The organism is Bradyrhizobium sp. 14AA (assembly GCF_054185205.1).
In genome coordinates, this window is sequence record NZ_JAVAYM010000021.1 from 52,713 (window position 1) to 68,859 (window position 16,147).

The 16,147-nt window shown below is 65.1% G+C and carries 16 protein-coding genes; 3 read left to right on the forward strand and 13 right to left on the reverse strand.

All coding sequences use genetic code 11. From position 1 onward, the window contains the following. Position 1 precedes the first annotated feature (1 nt). The 12 genes from RAD15_RS30865 to RAD15_RS30920 form a co-directional block, all read right to left on the reverse strand. Positions 2-493, reverse strand: a complete 492-nt coding sequence (locus RAD15_RS30865) for a tripartite tricarboxylate transporter TctB family protein (RefSeq protein ID WP_458182091.1) — start codon at positions 491-493, stop codon at positions 2-4. 174 nt (positions 494-667) lie between these two features. Further along, positions 668-1,660 (reverse strand): tripartite tricarboxylate transporter substrate binding protein, encoded by a 993-nt coding sequence (locus RAD15_RS30870; RefSeq protein WP_458182092.1) that lies wholly within the window; start codon positions 1,658-1,660, stop codon positions 668-670. 117 nt (positions 1,661-1,777) lie between these two features. Next, positions 1,778-2,551: an RsiV family protein gene (locus RAD15_RS30875; RefSeq protein WP_458182243.1), complete on the reverse strand. Its 774-nt coding sequence runs from the start codon at positions 2,549-2,551 to the stop codon at positions 1,778-1,780. 31 nt (positions 2,552-2,582) lie between these two features. Beyond that, a complete protein-coding gene (locus tag RAD15_RS30880; RefSeq protein ID WP_458182094.1) occupies positions 2,583-2,879 on the reverse strand; it encodes a nucleotidyltransferase family protein in 297 nt (98 codons plus the stop codon). A 37-nt stretch (positions 2,880-2,916) separates the two neighbouring features. Further along, positions 2,917-5,073 carry a methylmalonyl-CoA mutase gene (gene scpA, locus RAD15_RS30885; protein WP_458182096.1) on the reverse strand — a complete coding sequence of 719 codons (2,157 nt, stop codon included), beginning with the start codon at positions 5,071-5,073 and terminating at the stop codon, positions 2,917-2,919. Positions 5,074-5,088: 15 nt separating this feature from the next. Continuing rightward, positions 5,089-5,553, reverse strand: a complete 465-nt coding sequence (locus RAD15_RS30890) for a GFA family protein (protein WP_458182097.1) — start codon at positions 5,551-5,553, stop codon at positions 5,089-5,091. After that, on the reverse strand, positions 5,550-7,421 hold the full coding sequence (locus RAD15_RS30895) for a methylmalonyl-CoA mutase family protein (RefSeq protein WP_458182098.1): 1,872 nt from the start codon (positions 7,419-7,421) through the stop codon (positions 5,550-5,552). The genes RAD15_RS30890 and RAD15_RS30895 overlap by 4 nt, the downstream gene beginning before the upstream one ends. Positions 7,422-7,502: 81 nt before the next feature. After that, positions 7,503-7,994, reverse strand: a complete 492-nt coding sequence (folK, locus tag RAD15_RS30900) for a 2-amino-4-hydroxy-6-hydroxymethyldihydropteridine diphosphokinase (protein ID WP_458182100.1) — start codon at positions 7,992-7,994, stop codon at positions 7,503-7,505. Further along, positions 7,994-8,362 carry a dihydroneopterin aldolase gene (gene folB / locus RAD15_RS30905; protein ID WP_027544155.1) on the reverse strand — a complete coding sequence of 123 codons (369 nt, stop codon included), beginning with the start codon at positions 8,360-8,362 and terminating at the stop codon, positions 7,994-7,996. The genes folK and folB overlap by 1 nt, the downstream gene beginning before the upstream one ends. Next, on the reverse strand, positions 8,359-9,219 hold the full coding sequence (gene folP / locus RAD15_RS30910; protein WP_458182103.1) for a dihydropteroate synthase: 861 nt from the start codon (positions 9,217-9,219) through the stop codon (positions 8,359-8,361). The genes folB and folP overlap by 4 nt, the downstream gene beginning before the upstream one ends. Positions 9,220-9,437: 218 nt before the next feature. Then, on the reverse strand, positions 9,438-9,845 hold the full coding sequence (locus RAD15_RS30915) for a DUF4332 domain-containing protein (RefSeq protein ID WP_458182105.1): 408 nt from the start codon (positions 9,843-9,845) through the stop codon (positions 9,438-9,440). Positions 9,846-9,870: 25 nt separating this feature from the next. Beyond that, positions 9,871-10,236, reverse strand: coding sequence for a DUF2267 domain-containing protein (locus RAD15_RS30920; protein WP_458182107.1), 366 nt, complete (start codon positions 10,234-10,236; stop codon positions 9,871-9,873). 337 nt (positions 10,237-10,573) lie between these two features. On the opposite strand from RAD15_RS30920, the gene RAD15_RS30925 reads away from it, so the two are divergent. The 3 genes from RAD15_RS30925 to RAD15_RS30935 all read left to right on the forward strand — a co-directional run bounded on the left by RAD15_RS30925 (position 10,574) and on the right by RAD15_RS30935 (position 15,068). Beyond that, the gene (locus tag RAD15_RS30925) at positions 10,574-12,196 is read left to right on the forward strand and encodes a helicase HerA-like domain-containing protein (protein ID WP_458182108.1); all 1,623 of its coding nucleotides are present in this window, start codon (positions 10,574-10,576) and stop codon (positions 12,194-12,196) included. A 131-nt stretch (positions 12,197-12,327) separates the two neighbouring features. Then, a complete protein-coding gene (locus RAD15_RS30930; RefSeq protein WP_458182110.1) occupies positions 12,328-13,656 on the forward strand; it encodes a glycosyltransferase family 87 protein in 1,329 nt (442 codons plus the stop codon). 17 nt (positions 13,657-13,673) lie between these two features. Next, complete coding sequence (locus RAD15_RS30935; RefSeq protein ID WP_458182112.1) at positions 13,674-15,068, forward strand: M20/M25/M40 family metallo-hydrolase; 1,395 nt, start codon at positions 13,674-13,676, stop codon at positions 15,066-15,068. A gap of 219 nt (positions 15,069-15,287) precedes the next feature. Here RAD15_RS30935 and RAD15_RS30940 read toward each other — a convergent pair whose 3' ends face one another. Further along, positions 15,288-16,067 (reverse strand): class II aldolase/adducin family protein, encoded by a 780-nt coding sequence (locus RAD15_RS30940; RefSeq protein WP_458182114.1) that lies wholly within the window; start codon positions 16,065-16,067, stop codon positions 15,288-15,290. Positions 16,068-16,147 lie beyond the last annotated feature (80 nt).

Here is a 16,147-nt window from a genome sequence, read left to right on the forward strand (position 1 = left end):
ATTACCAGGGCGTCGGCAGCAGGCCGGCAGGAAGCGGCACGCGCAGCAGCTTGCCGAAGATGAGATGGATGGCGAACGGCGAGAGTGCCGCGAGCGGCAGCGCCAGCTTCCACTTCGCCCCGAGCGCGGTCGAGGTGACATAGACCATGATCGCCGCGGTGATGATGAAGCCGAGCCGGTCGGCGGCCGCGACGTAGAACAGCAGCAGCGCCGGCGGCAGCAAAGCGCGCAGGCCGTAGAGCTTGCTCTGCGGCGGCGGCGCTGCCGCCTGGCCGTCCTCCAGCGGGATCAGCTCTTCCTCCTCCTCGAAGGAATGCCCGATGCCGAACACGATCGCGAGCCCGCACAGCGCAAGGCCCGTGCCGATCACGAGCGGAAATACGTTGGGCCCGACCGGCTGCCCCGGCACCGGCGGCAGCAACCAGCCGCCATAGGCGGCGGCCGCGCCGAGCACGACGAGAAACGATCCCGTGACGGAGTCGGGAAGACGCATGGGAGGGAGTCCTGTGGGTGTCCTTCTCCCTCGCCCCGCTTGCGGGGAGAGGGTCGGGGTGAGGGGGAGTCTCCGCGGGGACGGTGAGAGTTGGACTCGCGGAGAGTCCCCCTCACCCGAATTCGAGCAAAGCTCGAATTCGACCTCTCCCCGCAAGCGGGGAGAGGTGAACAATCACGCCTTGCTCAAACCTGCGGCCTTCATCGCTTCGCCCATCTGGGCGTCGCCCTTGTCCATGAAGCCGGCGAATTGGCCGGCATCGCCCCATACCGTGCCGAAGCCGCGATTGCTCATGAAGTCCTTGAACTCGGCGGAGTCATAGACCTTCTTCAGCGCGGCGGTGAGCTTGGTTGCGATCTCCGGCGGCAGGTTCTTCGGCGCGCCGATGCCGCGCCAGGCGCCGGTCGCGTAGTCGATGCCCATCGCCTCCTTCAGCGTCGGCACGTCCTTGAAGATCGGGTTGCGCGCCGGTGCCATGATGGCAAGGCTCCTGGCCTTGCCGGCCTCGATGATGGCGCGCGCCTCCGGCACCGAGCAGGTGGTGAGGTCGAGGCCGCCGGCGGCGAGATCCTGCATCGCGGGTGCTGCGCCGTTCGACGGCACCCAGGCGACCTGGTTGGCGGGCAGGCCCATCGCCTGCATCCAGCCGACCAGCGCCAGATGCCAGATGCCGCCCTGGCCGGTGCCCGAGGCCTTGAACTTGCCGGGAGGTGCCGCCTTGATCGCCTCGGCGAGCTCCTTGACCGTCTTGTAGGGCGAGGACGAGGAGACCTGGATGCCGGGCGGGTCCTCGTTCATCAAGGCGAGCGGGGTGTAGCTCTTTGGCGTCAGGTCGGTCAGGCCCTGCCAGTGCATCATCGAAATTTCGACGGTGAGCATGCCGATGGTGTAGCCGTCGGGCTGCGCGGTTGCGATTGCGGTATGGCCCACCACGCCGGAGCCGCCGGTCCGGTTCACCACGTTGAAGGGCTGGCCGAGATCCTTTTCCAGAAGTGCTGCGACAATGCGCGCGGTCGCATCGGTGCCGCCGCCCGCGCCCCAGGGTACGATCACGGTGACCGGCCGCGCCGGATAGGCCTGCGCCAGTGCCGGCTTGAAGCCGAATGCCGCGGATGCCGCAACGGCGGCGGACGAAGCCGCGAAGGTGCGGCGCGAAATCTTGGACATGAATGCCTCCCAGCGGCGCCCGTGTCGTCGGGCGCTCTTGTCAATGGCGGCATTCTAGTCGGCTTTGCAGCGCCGCTGCAAGATAGCGCTACCAATGCGCTGTGAGCAACCAACGGGTCACTGCCCCTCCTCGGCGTCACCCTTCGGTCGTGCACCGCCGAAGATGCGCGTGCCTTCCGCTGTGAGAAATGGCTTCAGGGTTTCCCATGGCACGAAGGCGACATATTCGCCCTCGGCGTAAGACCCGACCGCATAAGGCGGGTAGTGGAAGGTGAGGCCGGAGCTCTTGCCCGCTTCGGTCGACGGCGCGAGCGTCGCCGCGCCGATCTTGAGTAGGCTCGGCTCCACACTCTTGAACCACTCGTCGGTCGCGGTCTCGCTGGTATCGCGCTTCTTCTTCTCGGTTTTCAGCGAGGCGATCACGGCTTTGACTAATGCCTTCATGGTGGGTCCGCCATCGGCGGTCTCGGTGAAGAACGGGCGGATCGAGATGCGCTTGCTCTCGGCCTTGTCCCACAGGATCGTGTTCACGTCCGAATTGGGATGGGCGCCATGGGTGTCCATGTAGTCGTTGCGCAAGACGCTGACATAGCGGTCGGCCACGACGGAACGGATGCTGTATTTGCGCTCAAAATCCCAGCCGCCATCCCTGAAGAACTGCGGATCCTGCTTGCGCGAGGCGGCGGCTTCAGTCGCGTTCTTGTCGAGCCACTTCTTGCCTTCCGTGAGGCAGTCCGCGGCCAGCGCCGTATCCGCCTTGATCCTGTCGTCGAGGAAGATTCGCGCGTCGATGCTCCTGGTCTTGACGGCGGCATCGGGCTTGGGGTCGGCGGCGAGGGCGGAAAACACGCATGTTGCGCTCAGCGCCAGGGCGACGCTCAAACCGGTCATGAACTTCAAGGATGGTGCTCCTGCGTGAGCGTCAGAAAATTTCGACAATGTCGTCTGCGCTGTGCGGCGCAAAGCGGGGGGACATCGAGCGGCGAACGGTTGCTTGCGTCTGCAAGCCGGTCGCGTCCTCGATGATGTGTTCGACATCGATCAGGTTGAGTAGCGAGAAAGTGGTGTCCGGTTCGACCTCGACCAGAATGTCGATGTCGCTGTCGGCGCGGTAGTCTTCGCCGGCCCGCGCGCCGAGGATGGCAAGCTTCGACACACCCTTGCCCTTGATGGCATCCGCGTTCTTGCGGATCGCCGCGATGATTTCGTCACGTGTCATGGACACAATCTGGCCGGTTACCCGGCCAGTCTATCATCTACTCCGCCGCCTCGCTATGGCCGAGCCGGGCATTCAGCTTGCGGATCAGCTCCTCGGCCGCATCCGCGATCACGGTGCCCGGCGGGAAGATCGCCTCGGCGCCGGCCGCGTAGAGCGCGTCGTAATCCTGCGGCGGCACCACGCCGCCGACGATGATCATGATGTCCTCGCGGCCCTGCTTCTTCAGCGCGGCCTTCAATTCCGGCACCGCCGTGAGATGAGCAGCGGCGAGCGAGGAGACGCCGAGGATGTGCACGTCGTTCTCGACCGCCTGCCGCGCGGCTTCGTCCGCGGTCGCAAACAGCGGTCCGATGTCGACGTCGAAGCCGATATCGGCAAACGCCGACGCGATCACCTTCTGGCCGCGGTCGTGGCCGTCCTGGCCGATCTTGGCGACCAGGATGCGCGGGCGTCGGCCCTCGGCTTCCTCGAAGGCGTCGATCAGCGCCTGAACCTTCTCGACCTGGTTGCCCATGCTGGACGCCTCTCGCTTATAGACGCCGGTGATGGACTTGATCTCGGCGCGATGCCGGCCGAACACCTTCTCCATCGCGTCCGAAATTTCGCCGACGGTTGCTTTCGCGCGTGCCGCGTCGATTGCGAGTGCGAGCAAATTGCCGTTGCCTTCGCCGGCCGAGCGCGTCAGCGCGGCGAGCGCGGCATCGACGTCCTTCTGGTTGCGCTCGGATTTCAGCCGCGTCAGCTTGTCGATCTGCAAGCGCCGGACGTTGGTGTTGTCGACCTTGAGGATGTCGATGGCGGCTTCGTCCGTCGGCTTGTACTTGTTAACCCCGATCACTGCCTGCTTGCCGGCATCGATGCGGGCCTGGGTCTTGGCCGAGGCCTCCTCGATGCGCAATTTCGGCACGCCGGCTTCGATGGCCTTTGCCATGCCGCCAAGCTCCTCGACCTCCTGGATGTGGCTCCAGGCTTTTGCGGCGAGGTCGCGCGTGAGCCGCTCGACATAATACGAGCCGCCCCAGGGATCGATGATGCGGGTGGTGCCGCTCTCCTGCTGCAGGAACAATTGGGTGTTGCGGGCGATCCGCGCCGAGAAATCGGTCGGCAGCGCCAGCGCCTCGTCGAGCGCGTTGGTGTGCAGCGACTGGGTGTGGCCCTGCGTCGCCGCCATCGCCTCGACCGTGGTGCGCATCACGTTGTTGAAGACATCCTGCGCGGTCAGCGACCAGCCTGAGGTCTGGCTATGCGTACGCAGCGAGAGCGAGCGCGGGTCTTTCGGGTTGAACGGCTTCAAGAGCTTTGCCCAGAGCAGGCGGGCGGCGCGCAGCTTGGCGACTTCCATGAAGAAGTTCATGCCGATCGCCCAGAAGAACGACAGGCGCGGCGCGAAGCGGTCGACGTCGAGACCGGCGGCAAGGCCGGCGCGAAGATATTCGACGCCGTCGGCGAGCGTATAGGCGAGCTCGAGGTCCTGCGTCGCACCGGCCTCCTGCATGTGATAGCCGGAGATCGAGATCGAATTGTACTTGGGCATCTTCGAGGAGGTGTAGGCGAAGATGTCGGAGATGATCCGCATCGAGGGCGCAGGCGGATAGATGTAGGTGTTGCGCACCATGAACTCTTTCAGAATGTCGTTCTGAATGGTGCCCGATAGCTTTTCCGGTGCCACGCCCTGTTCGCCCGCAGCGGCGACGTAGAGCGCGAGGATCGGCAGCACCGCACCGTTCATGGTCATGGACACGCTCATCTGGTCGAGCGGAATCCCAGCGAACAGCGTGCGCATGTCGTAGATGGAATCGATGGCCACACCGGCCATGCCGACGTCGCCGCCGACGCGCGGATGGTCGCTGTCATAGCCGCGATGGGTGGCGAGATCGAACGCGACCGAGAGGCCCTTCTGGCCGGCCGCGAGGTTGCGGCGGTAGAACGCGTTGGAATCCTCCGCCGTGGAGAAGCCGGCATATTGCCTGACGGTCCAGGGCTGGTTGACATACATGGTCGGGTAGGGGCCGCGCAAATAGGGCGCGATGCCCGGATAGGTCTCGAGGAAATCGAGCCCGGCAACGTCAGCCTCGCCATAGGCGGGCTTCACCAGAATGCCCTCGGGCGTCAGCCACGGTTCTGCGCTGCCTGACGGCGCGGTGGTGGTTGCCCTCTCGAAGGCGACGTCGGCGAAATTGGGAATGCGGCTCATGGTTTCAACCAATCATCAATCATGATCCGGATGCTGATGGCTGACGATGGTCGCCATCTTCTCCGGTCCGTAATTCTGCTGCGTGGTCTGGCTCGGCAGATTGGCGATGCCGACCACCCAGCCGAGACGGGATTCGGTGCCGAACTGTCGCGTCGGAATGATCTGGTCAGGACGGTCGAACGCGCCGGTCATGATCTCGATCCGGTCGCCGTCGATACGGCCGAAGCTCAGCGGCGTGCCGCAGGCGGCGCAAAAGCCGCGCTCGGCGATCGACGAGGAGCGGAAGAACGACGGCTGCCCCTTGGTCCAGGCAAAGTCCGTCCTGGTGATGTCGGCAAAGGAGGCGAAGGGCGCGCCGGCCGCCTTCTGGCACATGCGGCAGTGGCAGATCGAAATCCTGGTCGGCGCGGTCGTGACGCCAAAGCGCACGGCCCCGCATTGGCAGCCGCCGGTGAGAACTGGTTTGCCTGGCTCGGTCATTTCTGTTCCATCCGTCGATAGGCGTCTTGCAGCGTGGCAAGCGCATCGCCTCCGGCGAAGACAAAACCCGTGACGCCGGCGGCCCGCAGCGCCGCCTCGGTCTCGCTCGGGCGGCCTGCCAGATAGATATGTCGCCCGCCAGCCGTTTGCAGGGCCTTCGCTGCAGCTTCGGCGTGTTCCGCATAGACCTTGTCGCTGGAACAAAGACAGGCAAGCTCGGCGCCGGAGGCCTTGAACGCTGCCGCCAGCTTGGCCGGATCGGCAAAGCCCTCGCTGTCGAGGGCCTCGATGCCGCCGGCCTCGAAGAAGCTCTTGGCAAAGGTCGCGCGCGCCGTGAAATCGGCTGGCGTGCCGAGATTGGCCAAAAACAATTTTGGCCGCGCGCCGTGCGCCTTCAGAGCCGCATCGGATTTGTCGCGTAGCGCCTCGAAAGGTTCCGCGAGCCGGATCGGCGGAAGTGCCTCGAACTTGTACTTCTGCTCGCCGTAAGGCGCGAGCGCGACAGGCGTTGCCTTGAGTACCGCCGTCTCGCTTTCATGCAGGTTCGGAAACTCGCTGGCGCCGGTCAGAACGTCGCGGCGCTTTGCGATGTTGGCGTCACGCGCTTTCCGGGCCGCTGCGACCTTACTCTGGAACACGCCTTGCTGGAGCGCGGCAAAGGCGCCGCCCGCCTTCTCGCTCTCCTGGAATAGGGCCCAGGCTGCGTCACAGAGCTGCGCGGTCAGCGTCTCGATGCCGCCGGCGCCGGCTGCGGGATCGCTGACCTTGGCGAGGTTGCTTTCTTCCAGCAGCAGGGCTTGCGTGTTGCGCGCCACGCGCCGCGCGAACGGATCGGGCAGGCCGAGCGCCAGCGTATGCGGCAGCACGGTGATCGCGTTGGCGCCGGCGAGCCCGGCGGCGAACGTCGCGATGGTCGCGCGCAGCATGTTCACGTAGGGGTCGCGCTGCGTCAGCATGCGCCAGGCCGTGTCGGCGGCGATGAACAGCGGTTTTGGCGTCAGCCCGCAGGCCGTCTCGATGCGTGCCCACAGCAGACGCAGCGCGCGGAATTTCGCCATGGTCAGGAACTGGTCGGCGTCGGCGGACAGCCGCGCATAGACCATGCCCTGTGCGGCTTCCAGCGGAACGCCGGCGCCTTCGATCGCGCGCAGATAAGCGACGCCGCAGGCGAGCACGAAGGCAAGCTCCTGCACCTCGGAGCCACCGGCATCGTGGATCACGCGTCCGTCGGCGGAGGCGAACGGTCCCTTGAAACCGAGCGCGGCGAGTCCCTTGATCGCGCCGGTGATCGCGGGAACGATCTCGTCCCAGGTATAGGGGCTATGGCCCCACACCGCGCCAGCCGCGAGCGGATCGAGGCCGAAGCGGATGTTGCAGGACGCGGGATCGAGGCCGTTGCTCTTCACATATTCCGCGACATGGATCGCCGCCATCCGCGACTGCGGCCCAATCTCGAGCTCGATGCCGATGCCGGCGTCGAGATGGATGTCCTTCAAGACCTTTGCGACCGCATCCGCCGTCGGTTCCAGACCGAAGCCGTGAGCGCCATTGGCGCCGGCGAACACCAGCGCAAGCCCCGTCGCGCCGTTCTCGAGATCGGTCAGCGCCTGTGCGTTCGCGGCCACCGCATCGGGATGGTCGATCCGCTGCATGATCTGCCACGGCGCGGCCGCCGGCCGTCCCACGACGGGCGCAACGCCTTTGGCGCGCGGATAGAGCGGGTCGATCTTGATACCGTCATAGGTCTTGCCGACCAGCTTTTCGAATGGCGCGCCCTTCAGCACGCCATCGACCAGCTTGCGCCAGTCGTCGACGGTCGCCCTGGGAAAATCCGCCGCCAGCGGCAGGTCGTCAGTCACGGAGGTCATGCGGCGAGGGGCTCCCGAAAATCTTGTTGTTCGCAGGCGAAATTGCCACGGCGGACCGTCCCTGCAAACGGTTGTTTTTGGTTAACCGGTATCCGGAAGCCGCTCAATGCCTTGCGTCGAGACGCTGGCAAGCCCGTCACGCACGCGAATGCCTGAGATCACGCGGTCGGGCGCGATTTCCGCCAGCGGCACCAGCACGAAGGCACGCTCGAACAGGCGCGGATGCGGCAGGGTCAGATCGGGCCTTTGCAAGGACACATCGTCATAGGCGATCATGTCGAGATCGAGCGTGCGCGGGCCCCAGGGCCGGTCTTTCTCTCGCGTGCGGCCGAATTTCTGCTCGACCTTCTGCATCACGAACAGCAGCGCGTGCGGATCGAGGTCGGTCTCGATCTCGACGCAGGCATTGATGAAGGGATCCTGCTCCTCGTCACCCCAGGGCGGCGTCGCATAGTCCGAGGAGCGCGCGATCATTGCGGCCTGCGCCATGCCGCAGATATGGGCGATCGCCTTGCGGAATGTCGTGCGGACATCGCCGACATTGCCGCCGAGTGCGATCAGCACGCTTGCCATCAGGGATGCCGCGAGCGCGTCAGCATGATGCCGACGTCGTCGAAGATCGCCGCGATCGGCGCATGCGGCTTGTGCACCGTGATCTTCACGGCGCGGATGCGCGGGAAGTGCGACAAGATGGCGTCGGCGACCGCGCCGGCCGCGCGCTCCAGCAGCTTGTAATTGGTGTTCTTGAACGCCGCCGTCGTGGTCGCCACGACCTCGGCGTAGGACACGGTGTCGGCGAGACGGTCGGTGCGCGAAGGCTCCGACAGGTCGGTATAGAGTTCGAGGTCGATGACGAAGCGCTGGCCGACTTCGGTTTCATGATCCATCACGCCGTGGCGGGCATGGATCGACAGGCCGGTCACGAAGATCGTATCGGTCATTGCTTGCTCTCGATTGCGTGCGCGACCCGCAGGGCCTGCAAGGTCTCGGCGACGTCATGGGTCCGGATGATTTTGGCACCGCGTTGCGCGGCGATCAGATGCGCGGCGATCGAGCCGGCGAGGCGGTCTTTCGGCTCCGACGGCGACACCGAGGCGATGAAGCGCTTGCGCGAGGCGCCGACCAGGACCGGCAGGCTGAACATGTCGAGCTCGCGCAGCCGCGACAGCGCGATCATGCTCTGCTCGGCTGTCTTGCCGAAGCCGATCCCGGGATCGAGCACGATGTTTTCGCGCGCGATGCCGGCCTTCGCGGCAATATCGAGCGAGCGCAGGAAGAACGTCTTCATGTCCGCGACGATGTCGATGGCGGAATCGACGCTGTCACGGTTGTGCATGACGATGACGGGGACGCCTCTTTCGGCCACCAGCGGCGCCATGGCGGCATCGCGTTGCAGGCCCCAGACGTCGTTGGCGATCGCGGCGCCCTGGTCGAGCGCGAACGCCACGACCTCCGCCTTCATGCTGTCGATCGACACGGGCACGCCGAGCGCGATCACGCCTGCCAGCACCGGCTTCAGCCGGGCCAGCTCGTCCGCCGCCGTGACAGCCTTGGCGCCCGTGTAGGGCCTGGTGGATTCGGCGCCGATATCGATGATGTCGACGCCATCGGCGATCATCGCCCGCGCGCGCGCCAGCGCCTGCTCCGGCGCGATGAACTCGCCGCCGTCGGAAAAGGAGTCCGGGGTGACGTTGAGCACGCCCATCACCGCCGGGACAGGCCGTCCCAGCAGCGTCCGCAGCGCATCAAGCCCGGCCGAGCCGGCCGGCGGGACGGATGGGGAGGGCGAGGCATTCATGCGCGTGGCTTTGCGCGGTCGGGGAGGGGGAGTCAAGACGGGATTGGTTGCAACGTGCACCAGCCCGCAGCTCTCCGTGTCATTGCCCGCGAAGGCGGGCAATCCAGCATTCCAGAGGCGGTGCTGATGCGGAGGCGCCGCGGCGTACTTGATACCCCGCCTTCGCGGGGTATGACACCAAGGGCTAATGCTGCAGGTCGTATGCCGCGAGAGATGCCCTAATACGTGATCTTCGGCGCGAGCTTCTTCGCCTTGGCGATGATGTCGCCGACCGACTTCTCGGAAGGCAGGATGCGGAGGAGCTTCCGCTTCTCGTTGGCGTCCCGCATGCTCTGGGTGAGCCTCGCCGGATTCCGGTAGGCCAGCTCGCGCACGGTGGTGACGCCGGCGGCGCGGACCAGGCCGACCTTGGCCCTGCCCATGCCGGGGATGCGCATGTAGTCGGAGACGTTGGCCCATTCCAGCAGCAGCTGCTCGCTGATGCCGGTCTTGGCGGAGAGCGCCTTGCGGCCCTTCACGGTCGAGGCCGCCTCGAGCAGCGCGTCGGTCGTGCGGATACCCTGCGCCTTCAACTTGTTGGCGGCAAAGGCCGACAGGCCCTCAATCTCGGAGATCGGATATGTCATGATACTCAATATGAAATGCGTGGCTTCAGGCGAATTGGCTGAGGCCCGGCGTCCCCGCAATGATCTTGCCCATCTGATCCGCTCCGATTTTGTCTCGGCCGAAGCGGAAAAGTTCACGGGCGATGTTTTGAATCTCGGACATGCCAAGTCCCAGGCCCATCAGGCGCGTACCGACCGCCATCAGGCCGCCGCCCATCAGCCGCGACAGTCCGCCGCCGCTCCTGGACGCTTCGATCGCGGCGTCCGCACCGGGAATCTGATCGATCAGAGCCTGCACGCTGTCGGAAGGACCCTCGTTGCGGAGGAAGCCCAGGATAATGCCGACGGTCTTTTCAGCGACAGCACTATCTATGCTGGCGTTTGTCGCCAGCCGTCCGATCAGCTCGTCCATATGGCCTGCCCCTCAGCCGGTTCACATGCCGGAGTATTGTTCTCGAAAATGATCTTGAGCCGGTGTGATGTGAAATACAAGCGATGAACGCCACCAACGTTCCGATTCACTCCCGAACGCGCGAAAAGTGTTGCAGCGATGCACGAGCGGAGACGGAATTGGCAAAAAATTACCGCGGTGCGAACGCCTCGCTCCTACTTTCGGCTGACGTTTCCGACAATGTCGCATGTCCGGATGGCGTCGAATGGTTTTAATCGGCGCGCGACATGCGTTAAACTACGGAACTGGCGCATTGAGTTTCAATACGCGTAACACGGCAGACAGATCAGAGAGAATAATGACCGCAGAGGACAGCAAGCTCGGCGACACCGACGACAAGATCTTGGTCGGCAAGGGAGACGAGCAGGCATGGCTGACGCTGGCGCTCGCCAATCGCCACGGCCTCGTCACGGGTGCAACCGGAACCGGCAAGACGGTGTCACTGCAAGTGATGGCGGAAGGATTTGCGCGCGCCGGTGTTCCGGTCTTCGCAGCCGACATCAAGGGCGACCTCTCCGGCATCTCGGAGGTCGGCGTGCCCCAGGATTTCATCGTCAAGCGCGCCTCCGCGATGGGGCTGACGTTCCAGCCCGACCAGTTCTCGACGGTGTTCTGGGATGTGTTCGGCGAGCAGGGCCATCCGGTGCGAGCGACCGTCACTGAAATGGGGCCGCTTCTGCTTGCGCGCATGCTCGACCTGAACGATGTGCAGGAGGGCGTGCTCAACGTCGCCTTCCGCGTCGCCGACGACAACGGGCTGACCCTCATCGATATGAAGGATCTGCGCGCGCTGCTCGACGCCATCGTGCCCGATACCGGGAAGAAGGGGGCGGACGCGGAGGAGGATCCGTATTCCGCCATCCGCAAGGCCGCACAGGGATTCGGCAACGTGACCAAGGCCACCGTCGGCACCATCCAGCGCCAGCTCCTGGTGCTGGAGAACCAGGGCGGCACCAAATTCTTCGGCGAGCCGGCGCTGACGCTGAAGGACTTCATGAAGACCGACCGCGACGGCCGCGGCATGGTCAACATCCTCGTTGCCGACAAGCTGCTCCAGAGCCCGCGGCTTTACGCGACATTCCTGCTGTGGATGTTGTCGGAGCTGTTCGAGGAGCTGCCCGAGGTCGGCGACCTGCCCAAGCCGAAGCTCGTGTTCTTCTTCGACGAGGCGCATCTGTTGTTCAACGACGCGCCCAAGGCGCTGATGGACAAGATCGAGCAGGTGGTCCGCTTGATCCGCTCCAAGGGCGTCGGTGTCTACTTCGTGACGCAGAATCCGGTCGACGTGCCGGACCGCGTGCTCGGGCAGCTCGGCAACCGGGTGCAGCATGCGCTGCGCGCCTTCACCCCGCGCGACCAGAAGGCGGTCGCCGCCGCAGCCCAGACCTTCCGGCCCAACCCCAAGCTCGACACCGTCAAGGTGATCATGGAGCTCGGCAAGGGCGAGGCGCTGGTGTCGTTCCTCGAAGGCAACGGCACGCCGGCGATGGTCGAGCGGGTGATGATCCGGCCGCCGTCGGCCCGCATCGGACCGATCACGCCGGAGGAGCGCAAGGCGATCATGGATGCAAGCCCGGTGAAGGGCAAATATGACACCGCGATCGATTCCGAATCCGCCTATGAGATCCTGCAAAAGCGCCTCGCCGGCACCGCGGCGACGACGGACGGCTCAGCCGGCGGAAACGGCGGCGGTATCCTTGGCCAGATCGGCTCGATCGTCGGCACCATCTTCGGCACCAACGTCAAGCGCGGCCGCTTGTCGGCCGGCCAGGTGATCGCGCGCGACGTGACGCGGTCGGTGACCAACCAGGTGATCGGGGGCATGGCCGCCAACCTCGGCAAGTCGGTCGGCGGTCAACTCGGTGGCTCGATTGGCCGTACCCTGGTCCGCGGTGCGCTGGGCGGGTTGCTGCGGAGATAGGCAAAAAGCCCCGTTTGAGGCAATTCGCCCCTGGACCCGCTGCTTGCGCGCGGCGGGTACAAATTCGGGTGAAGGGGACGCCAACCGTCCACCGGTCTGCTAGGTGCTATGGCCCCTGACTGGACCCTACTGTGACCTCAACCGAACCTTTCGCCAAACCCGGCGCACTCCGAGCCTTGTCGCTGCGTGCGCCGCTCGACCTGCTCTTCCTGATCTGCTGCTTGATCCTGACCGCCGATGTCCTCGGGCCCGAGCTCTTTGGCCACGGCAAGACCAAGGACTATGCGCTGTGGTACTGGGCCGGGCAGCAGGTACTGAACGGCCGGCCGCTCTATCCCGGCAACATCGGTGCGTATTTCGAGTTCATCTATCCGCCCCTGCCGGCCATCCTGCTGGCGATCCCGAGCTGGTTCGGCAAGATTCCGCTCTACGTCGTCCTGTCTGTCCTGAACGCGGCGGCGTGGTGGTACACCGGGATCCTCTCCAATACCATGACCGGTTCGGGCCGCAGGCCTGGCCCGTGGCTGGAAGCGCTGCCCGCCTTCGTCACCGTGACCTTCGTGTTCGACATGTTCGACCTCGGCCAGCCGAACCTCGTCCTGCTGGCGATGATGCTCTACGGCTTCTGGAGTCTGCAGCATCAGCGGCCCTGGCTCGCGGGCTTCATGTTCGCGCTTGCCACCGCCATCAAGGTGTTTCCGATCGCGGTGCTGCCCTATCTGGTCTGGCGGCGGAAGTGGGGGACCGTCGTCGCGACGGTCGCCTTCACGGGCATCCTTCTCTATGTCGTGCCGGCGCCGATCCGCGGCTTCGAGCGCAACGCGGCCGAACTCGCGACTTGGTATCAGGGCATGGTCGGCTCGAGCTCGGAACAGGGCTTTGGCCAGCGCGGCGAGCAGAACTGGTCGTGGGTCAACCAGTCTCTCATTGCCGTCACGCACCGGCTGGTCCGCCCGATCAACTATAATCAGGAGGATCCCAAGAAGCCGCCGCGCACGATGAATGTCATCGATGTCGACTACAAGACGGCGAACTGGATCGTGCTGGCGCTGTCGGCGTTGCTCGGGCTCGGCTTCATCGCGGTCATGCCACGGCAAGCGCGCCGAACGGCGCGCTCGGATGCGGAGGAGCTCGGCATCCTGTTCTGCCTGATGACGGTGGCCTCGCCCCTGGCGCGGCAATACTACTTCATGTGGCTGTTCTTCCCGATGACGGTGCTGATGCATCGCGCCGCCTTCGACGAGCGGGCCAACGTACGGTTGGGAACCTGGATCGCCCTCGGTGTTGCCGGCGTCCTCATGCTGCTGTCGCTGCCGTGGTTTCCCAATGTCATCCAGGCCTGGGGCAATAACCTGATCGCTACGGGCATCCTCGCAGGTAGCCTCGCATGGCACATCCGGCATCCGCCGGTTGCGGCTGGCTCCGAGGCTGCGACAGCGCTAAAAGCCAAGACATCTTGAACGTAGGGAATCCGACCATGGCCAATGCGCAGCTTCAATCCGTGCTCGACCACATCGACAAGGACTTCGACAACAGCCTGGAGCGTCTGTTCTCGCTGTTGCGGATCAAGTCGATCTCCGCCGATCCGGCCTTCGCTGGCGATTGCAAGGCGGCGGCCGAGCATCTCGCCAAGGACATCGCAAGCCTCGGCGTCGCGACTGAAGTGAGGCCGACCGCCGGCCATCCCGCGATCGTCGGCAAGACCAGCGCGGGCGGGCGGCCGCATGTGATCTTCTACGGCCATTACGACGTGCAGCCGGTCGATCCGCTCGATCTCTGGCACCGTCCGCCGTTCGAGCCCGTGGTCACCGACCACGCCGATGGCCGCAAGATCATCGTCGCGCGCGGCGCCGAGGACGACAAGGGCCAGGTCATGACCTTCGTCGAGGCCTGCCGCGCCTGGAAGAAGGTGACGGGCTCGCTGCCGATCGACATCACCTTCCTGATCGAAGGTGAGGAGGAGGTCGGCTCGAAGAACTTCGTGCCGTTCATCGAGGCCAACAAGGACGAGTTCAAGGCCGACTACGTGCTGGTCTGCGACACCGGCATGTGGGATCGCAACACGCCGGCGATCACGACGTCGCTGCGCGGCCTGCTCTATGAAGAGCTGAAGATCACCGCCGCCAATCGCGACCTGCATTCCGGTGTGTTCGGCGGCAGCGCGATGAACCCGATCCGGGTGCTGACAAAAATTCTCGGCGGGCTGTTCGACGACGACAACCGCATCACCATCCCCGGCTTCTATGACGGCGTGAAGGATCTGCCGCCCGACATTCTCGAGCAGTGGAAGAAGCTCAACCTCACGCCGGAGATGTTTTTGAAGCCGATCGGCTTGTCGATCCCGGCCGGCGAGAAGGGCCGGCTGCTGATCGAGCAGGCGTCCTCGCGTCCGACCTGCGACGTCAACGGCATCTGGGGCGGCTATATCGGCGAGGGCTCCAAGACGGTGATCCCGTCGCATGCCTCAGCCAAGGTCTCGTTCCGCCTCGTCGAAGGGCAGGACCCCCACACGATCCGCAAGGCCTTCCGCGACTACGTGACGGCGCGGCTTCCCGGTGATTGCAGGGTCGAGTTCGGCGATCATTCCGCCGCGCCCGCAGTCGCGCTCGACTGGAACATGAAGCCGCTTGCGGCCGCCAGCAAGGCGCTGACGGAGGAGTGGGGCAAGGAGACCGTGCTGATGGGCTCCGGCGCCTCGATCCCGATCGTCGCCGACTTCAAGCGCACGCTCGGGCTCGACTCGCTGCTGGTCGGCTTCGGCCTCGACGACGACAACATCCACTCGCCGAACGAGAAGTATGATCTGCGCAGCTTCCAGAAGGGCATCCGTTCGTGGGCCCGCATCCTCGCCGCGCTGGCGGACGTGAAGTAGGCACAGGTGCCGTAGGGTGGGCAAAGCGAAGCGTGCCCACGTCTTCTTCGTAATCACTGAGAGATCGTGGGCACGGCGCTTCGCGCCTTTGCCCACCCTACGGCTCTGTCGTTGTGGCGACCGCCATCCAAATAAAAACGCCGCCCGGAATTGGGCGGCGTTTCATTCCAGGACGTGCAGAGGGTGTTGGCGTCTACCCTACACCAAATCCGGAAAATCTCAAGACCGGTAGCCCGGAAGCTCGCGGTCGAGCTTGCGCAGCAGCGGCGGCCACACGAGGTTGTTGGCGCGCAGTTCGGCGCGGTCGCGGTTGGCGAGCAGCTCGGTGTTCTTCTCGATCGCGATCTCCTCGACCGGATAGACCGGCGTGCCGAGCGCGCGGGTGCGCACCTGCATCGAGCAGGCGCGCTCGAGGTGGTACATGCGCTCGAAGGCGGAGGCGACCGAGCGGCCGACCGTGAGCGTGCCGTGGTTGCGCAGGAGCATGTGGTTGTGGTCGCCGAGATCCTTCTGCAGCCGCGGCCGCTCGTCGTGGTCGAGCGCGATGCCTTCATAGTCGTGATAGGCGAGGTCGTGGGTGACGAGCTGGGCGGTCTGGTTCAGCGGCAGCAGCCCTTCGGCGCTGCTCGACACCGCGGTGCCGTCGAGGGTGTGGAGATGCAGCACGCAGATGGCGTCCTCGCGGACCTCGTGGATCGCCGAGTGGATGGTGAAGCCGGCCGGGTTGATGCTGTACTCGCTCTCGGACAGCTGGTTGCCGTGCAGGTCGACCTTGACGAGGCTGGACGCGGTGATCTCGTCGAACATCAGCCCGTAGGGGTTGATGAGGAAGTGATGGTCGGGGCCGGGAACGCGCGCGGAGATGTGGGTGTCGACCAGATCGTCCCAGCCGTACAGCGAGACGAGGCGATAGCAGGCGGCGAGATTGACCCGTTGCTGCCACTCGGCCTCCGTCATGTTCGACGGCACTTCCTTCAGGCGCGCTTCCGCTGGTGACATGGCTGATCTCTCCGAACTTCGTTGTTGCGGAGCGGGAGCCTAGTCTTGGTCGGGGCTGCCAGCAAGGCGGACAAAGCGCG

Bases quoted from the DNA above. Each gene is read 5' to 3' on its own strand.
- RAD15_RS30935 (WP_458182112.1), top strand. From the start codon at position 13,674: ATGGCCAATGCGCAGCTTCAATCCGTGCTCGACCACATCGACAAGGAC.
- RAD15_RS30920 (WP_458182107.1), bottom strand. From the start codon at position 10,236: ATGGACGAGCTGATCGGACGGCTGGCGACAAACGCCAGCATAGATAGT.
- RAD15_RS30875 (WP_458182243.1), bottom strand. From the start codon at position 2,551: ATGACCGGTTTGAGCGTCGCCCTGGCGCTGAGCGCAACATGCGTGTTT.
- scpA (WP_458182096.1), bottom strand. From the start codon at position 5,073: ATGAGCCGCATTCCCAATTTCGCCGACGTCGCCTTCGAGAGGGCAACC.
- RAD15_RS30870 (WP_458182092.1), bottom strand. From the start codon at position 1,660: ATGTCCAAGATTTCGCGCCGCACCTTCGCGGCTTCGTCCGCCGCCGTT.
- RAD15_RS30915 (WP_458182105.1), bottom strand. From the start codon at position 9,845: ATGACATATCCGATCTCCGAGATTGAGGGCCTGTCGGCCTTTGCCGCC.
- RAD15_RS30895 (WP_458182098.1), bottom strand. From the start codon at position 7,421: ATGACCTCCGTGACTGACGACCTGCCGCTGGCGGCGGATTTTCCCAGG.
- folB (WP_027544155.1), bottom strand. From the start codon at position 8,362: ATGACCGATACGATCTTCGTGACCGGCCTGTCGATCCATGCCCGCCAC.
- RAD15_RS30880 (WP_458182094.1), bottom strand. From the start codon at position 2,879: ATGACACGTGACGAAATCATCGCGGCGATCCGCAAGAACGCGGATGCC.
- RAD15_RS30925 (WP_458182108.1), top strand. From the start codon at position 10,574: ATGACCGCAGAGGACAGCAAGCTCGGCGACACCGACGACAAGATCTTG.
- folP (WP_458182103.1), bottom strand. From the start codon at position 9,219: ATGAATGCCTCGCCCTCCCCATCCGTCCCGCCGGCCGGCTCGGCCGGG.
- RAD15_RS30890 (WP_458182097.1), bottom strand. From the start codon at position 5,553: ATGACCGAGCCAGGCAAACCAGTTCTCACCGGCGGCTGCCAATGCGGG.
- folK (WP_458182100.1), bottom strand. From the start codon at position 7,994: ATGGCAAGCGTGCTGATCGCACTCGGCGGCAATGTCGGCGATGTCCGC.
- RAD15_RS30940 (WP_458182114.1), bottom strand. From the start codon at position 16,067: ATGTCACCAGCGGAAGCGCGCCTGAAGGAAGTGCCGTCGAACATGACG.
- RAD15_RS30865 (WP_458182091.1), bottom strand. From the start codon at position 493: ATGCGTCTTCCCGACTCCGTCACGGGATCGTTTCTCGTCGTGCTCGGC.